The 4,992-nt window shown below is 60.9% G+C and carries 3 protein-coding genes and 1 pseudogene; 1 reads left to right on the forward strand and 3 read right to left on the reverse strand.

The window, feature by feature from the left end:
• Positions 1 to 334: hypothetical protein (locus Q0M35_RS17300; RefSeq protein WP_295317505.1), on the forward strand; the 334-nt coding region annotated here is incomplete at its 5' end.
• A 74-nt stretch (positions 335 to 408) separates the two neighbouring features.
• On the opposite strand, the gene Q0M35_RS17305 is transcribed toward Q0M35_RS17300, so the two are convergent.
• The 3 genes and pseudogenes from Q0M35_RS17305 to Q0M35_RS17315 form a co-directional block, all read right to left on the reverse strand.
• Complete coding sequence (locus tag Q0M35_RS17305) at positions 409 to 1,044, reverse strand: transglutaminase-like cysteine peptidase (protein WP_295317506.1); 636 nt, start codon at positions 1,042 to 1,044, stop codon at positions 409 to 411.
• Positions 1,045 to 1,520: 476 nt separating this feature from the next.
• Complete coding sequence (locus Q0M35_RS17310; RefSeq protein WP_295317507.1) at positions 1,521 to 4,613, reverse strand: efflux RND transporter permease subunit; 3,093 nt, start codon at positions 4,611 to 4,613, stop codon at positions 1,521 to 1,523.
• A 4-nt stretch (positions 4,614 to 4,617) separates the two neighbouring features.
• Positions 4,618 to 4,992 (reverse strand): annotated as a pseudogene (locus tag Q0M35_RS17315) (efflux RND transporter periplasmic adaptor subunit); the annotation flags it as partial.

Consider the following 4,992-nt stretch of genomic DNA (forward strand, 5'->3'; position numbering starts at 1 on the left):
GGGCACCGGCAACGGTGGCAATGGCACCGGTAACGGCGGCAATACCGGCGGCGGTAACGGGAACGGCAACGGTGGCAGCGACGGCGGCGGTAACGGCAATGCCGGCGGCAATGGCGGCGGTAACGGGCCTGGCAACGGCAATGGTAATGCCGGCAACCCCGGGAACGGCGGCGGTAACACCGGTGGGTCCGGTCAGGGCACCGGCAACGGTAGCAACGGCACCGGTAACGGCGGCAATACCGGCGGCGGTAGCGGGAACGGCAACGGTGGGAGCAACGGCGGCGGTAACGGCAACGCCGACGGAAATGGCGGGGGCCGGGGCAACAACCGCTGATCAGTCACAGATTAAAAATGGAAAAAGCCGCGGCAAGAACCGCGGCTTTTTTTTATCTGAAGTGACCGGAGAGGTCAGGCTTTGGTCAGCACGCCTACCCAGGCACCCGGGTTTCTGGGATTTTGCATGCGCAGGAAGGTATAGCGCGTGGCTTTCCAGGGTTTGACCTTATCGTTGAGATTGTCGAGCACGTAGTCGCCCGCAGTTGTACGCACCACAAGAACAGCGTGGCTGCGCCCCTGACGGTCCAGAACTGTGGTCAGCAACAGGTTCTGCGGTGCAAATCCGGCCCGCATCAGCTCTTTCTTTTTGAGCAGTGCAAAGTCCTCGCAATCGCCGCGGCTGGACTGAGGAAGGGTCCAGTAGTCGGCCTTGCGGTACTGCGACTGGTCGGTGACTTCACGGATCTGACGGTTAACGCGGCGATTGATCTGATCAACCTTGCGCAGATCGCCTTGCGACACCTTACTGCTGGTTCCCGAATGAGAGCAGGCCCACCGGTACTTTCCGCACAGGCCGCGCGCACCCGTCGGGGCGGCAATGGCCATCCTGGCCGGCAGAAAACTGTTGCCGTCGCCGGCATGTGCTTCGGTCGCAGGCAGAACAGCGAGGCTGAGACCGAGGCCAATCGCAAAAAGCCCTGCGGCGATGCGGGGAAATTTGCTGAGCGGGTGGCGGTAAGCAGAAAGTCTGATCACAAAGTCGGTCATATCTGGAGCCTTATTCAGTTTCATCAGGAGCCAGCGCTGTTTGCTTTCCCGGCAGCGAAAGAAAGCGCGACTGAAAACCTTATCCCGGGTCCTGATGGCAAAGTTGGGACGTAATTCGGACGGGTTGAGCCTGATCAGTGCTGAAAAGAGGCGCGAACAGTGCTGAAATCAAGGCAGCCTGTCGGGTCCCCCGGGGCCGGCCTTAATCAGATTTTTGCAGATATGACCTGTTTATTAATAACTTGGGGCCCGATCACAGGGGTAATCATCGCGGCAGAAATGTGGCGGATCGTGCCCGGTGTGGCGCCACCGGGATGCCGCAATTCGTTAAAATGCTCCCTATTTCCGGGCAGGCAGGTAACGTTTTGAAGCGATTCTCACCACAGGTCCGATAACCGAAAAGACGGAATCGCCGTAATCCGGTGGCAAAGACGTCAGGGGTGCGGCGGAAATCCCGGTTCTGGGCCCCTTACCGGTCAGGCCGCCGCGGATTCCGCGGCAGGGCTCTGCTCACGGGCCCCTGTTTTCCGGTCAGCGCGCCGTTCGCGGCGGAAACAGGTGTGGTAGAGCACCGGCACGCCGATCAGCGTCAGAACGGACGCAAAGCCAAGACCGGCCATAATGGTCACAGCCATCGCAACAAAGAAGCTGTCAGTAAGCAGGGGCGCCATCCCGAGGATCGTTGTGCCGGCGGCCAGCACCACGGGTCTGAGACGGCTTATGGACGCAAGAACAATGGCATCTTCCTGCGCGCGGCCATCTGCTTTCTGTGCGTCGATCTCATCGACCAGCACAATGGCGTTCTTAATCAGCATCCCGGAAAGCGACAACAGCCCCAGCAGAGCCGTAAAGCTGAATGGTACCCCGGTGAAGAGCAGCCCCAGCGCCACGCCGTTCACGGCCATCGGGACGATTGTCCAGATCACAGCCGCCTGACGCAGCGAGCCGAAAAGCAGCACCGTGATCAGCAGCATAATCCCGAAGCTCAGCGGCATCTGCCGCCCAAGCGAGGCCTGGGCCTCACCCGCGCTTTCGAATTCACCGCCCCATTCCATTCGGTAGCCCGGAGGCAGCGGGATCGCTTCGATGCTGTCACGCACTGCTGCGAATGCTGTCGGCGGGGTAACCCCTTCGATCACATTGCCCTGAACGCTGATCGTTGGCACGCGGCCACGGCGTTCGATCAGGGTGTCCCGCACCACCACGTCAAAGCCGTCGATCATCTGATCAAGCGGCAGGTAATCTCCCAGCGCCGGCGACCAGACGATCTGGTCCAGCATCTGCCCGGCTTCGGTCACTTCATCACGGGGGGTGCGGATGATGATGGGGATCAGCCTTTCACGTTCGCGGTAATCGCCCGCGCGGATGCCATCGGTCGCAAGGGCTATGGATTGCGCCACGTCGGACCTGGAGACACCAACCGCCTGGGCGCGGTCCTCGGCAAAGACGGGACGCGTTACGACCTCGCGTTCGCGCCAGTTGGTGCGTTCGGTGTGCAGATCAGGTGTCGCGGTTTTCATAACCTCGAGTGCCTCAGCCGCCAGCCGGCGCAGTACATCAGGGTCGGGGCCGGAAAAACGCACCTCGACATCCGCTCCTGTCGGCGGGCCGTAGATGACCCGCTCAGACCGGCTCTCGGCCCATGGGATTGCACGGGCTGCGTATTGATCAAGATCGGCCCGGATGACCGGAATTGCCTCGGGTGTCGCCGCGCGGATGATCAGCTGTCCGTAAGAAGGGTCCCGCTGTTCCGGATTATAGGTCAGAACAAAGCGCGTCACACCCTGGCCTGCTGAACTCGTCACCGAAAGCACATCATCGCGCGCCAGCAGCCAGTCTTCGATCACGGCCAGATTACGGCTGGTCTCCTGAATTGCGGTGCCTTGAGCCGCTTTAAAGTTGAAATAGAAGATCGGCGTATTGGCGGGCGGGAAAAACTGCTGCGTCACCTGTCCGAAGGCCGCGAAACACGCAACTGTCAGCCCCAGCAGGGCGACAATCACCAGCCAGCGGACCCGCAGAGCGCCGCGCACCAGCTTGCCGTAGGTCTGAAAGAGCGGGCCGTCATAGGCATCAGCGCCCTCTTTGAGCCCGCCGACCTGAAAGAAGTAATGTGCCAGCAGCGGGGTCACGGTAATCGCCAACAGCCAGGAAAGCATCAGCGAGATCCCGATCACCGCAAAGAGAGAGAACAGAAATTCTCCCGACGCATCCGGTGAAAGTCCGATCCCGGCAAAGGCCATAATGCCGATCACAGTCGCCCCGAGAAGAGGGACCTGAGTTTTGCGGGCAACCTCCTGCGCGGCATCGGGTGCTTTGCGGCCGCGGCGCATCTCGACCTGCATGCCCTCTGCGACAACGATGGCGTTGTCCACCAGCATGCCCATAGCGATGATAAGAGCACCGAGACTGATCCGTTCGACTTTGACATCGAAAAGGAACATGAAAAAGAACGTGGCCGTAACCGTGAGCAGCAGCGAAATGCCGACCACCAGGGCCGCGCGCCAGCCCATGAAGACAGCCAGCACGGCGATAACGACGCTTACCGAAAGTGCCAGACTGGTCAGAAAACCTGTGTTGGCTTCATCGACCACCCGGTGCTGCTCGTAAATCGGGTGCAGTGTGACTCCGGCAGGCAGAATGGAGCTGATCTCGTCGAGATGCGTCTCTACGGCCTGTCCGACCGAAACGATATTGCGCGAGGACAGCCCGGCTATCCCGAGTGTAAAGGCCGGCACCCCGTCGTGGCGGATGATCTGTTCAGGGTGCGCCACGCGCCCGCGAAAGACCTCTCCGATGTCCAGCAGGTTAATCACTTCGCCGCGAAATCCGAACGACAGGCCGGCGATCTCATCCACGCTGCTCTCACCCACCGGGGCATCTACGCGCAACTCGCGATCGCCTGAGCGAGCGGATCCGGTGGGCACCACGCTGCCGGCGGTGGCGACCGCCTCGAGGATCACACCAGGATCAACGCCGAGGTTCGAAATTGTGCTGCTGTCGGGTTCGACAAAAATCGCTTCTTCGGGCAGGCCCATGAGTTGAGCATTTGCGACACCATCCACCGAAAGCACTTCGCGCCTGAGGTAACTTGAAATCTCCCAGATTTCAGCATCGGTAAATCCGGGTGCAGTGACCGCATAGAAAATACCGAACACATCGCCGAAATCATCGTTGACCACGGGCGGCTGCGCGCCCGCTGGCAGATCGGCCACTGCGTCAGAAACCCGGTCGCGCAGATCGTCCCAGACCTGAGGCAGGGCGTCGCCGTCATAGCTGTCGCGTACCTCCACCTCGACAATCGACACCCCGGGCCTGTTTGAAGAGGTGATTGTCCTGACCTCATCCATCTGCTGGATTTCGTTCTCCAGCACCTCTGAGATTTCGGTGGCCACCTCGGATGCGGTGGCGCCGGGGTAGGGGGTGATCACCAGCGCGTTTTTAAGTGTAAAAAGGGGATCTTCGAGCTTGCCGACGGAGAGATACCCTGCGGCACCGCCCAGCAGGCAGAAAAGCATCAGCAACCAGGTGTAAAGCGGGCGCTCAATGGCGTTACGGGCGATCTGCATGTGCTTACTCCCCGGTGGTCAGGCCCGTGTAGCGGCGGACTTTCTGCCCGTCGCTGAGCATCTGTAACCCGGCGCCGACAAGCTCGGCATCGGCATCAACACCCTTCACACGCAGATCGGTGCCTGCCGCAGAGATCACGGTTACCTCCTGCAGACGCAGCGTGCCGCTGTCCGGGTCATCAGCGTCGGGTTCAAAAACCATCACCTTTGCCGAACGGTCCGCCCCGGGCAGCAGCGCAGAAGCCGGCAGCGGGCGACCCGGCGGGGTGTAATCAGCGTTGACCGTCGCGGTCACCGTCATCGACGCGCCGGGGATAAGGGTAGAGATATTCAGATCCGGCAGACGCAGGGTCACGAGAAATGTCTGTCCGATGGCTTC

Source organism: Roseobacter sp. (assembly GCF_024639605.1).
GTDB lineage: Bacteria > Pseudomonadota > Alphaproteobacteria > Rhodobacterales > Rhodobacteraceae > Roseobacter.

Bases quoted from the DNA above. Each gene is read 5' to 3' on its own strand.
- Q0M35_RS17305 (WP_295317506.1), bottom strand. From the start codon at position 1,044: ATGACCGACTTTGTGATCAGACTTTCTGCTTACCGCCACCCGCTCAGC.
- Q0M35_RS17310 (WP_295317507.1), bottom strand. From the start codon at position 4,613: ATGCAGATCGCCCGTAACGCCATTGAGCGCCCGCTTTACACCTGGTTG.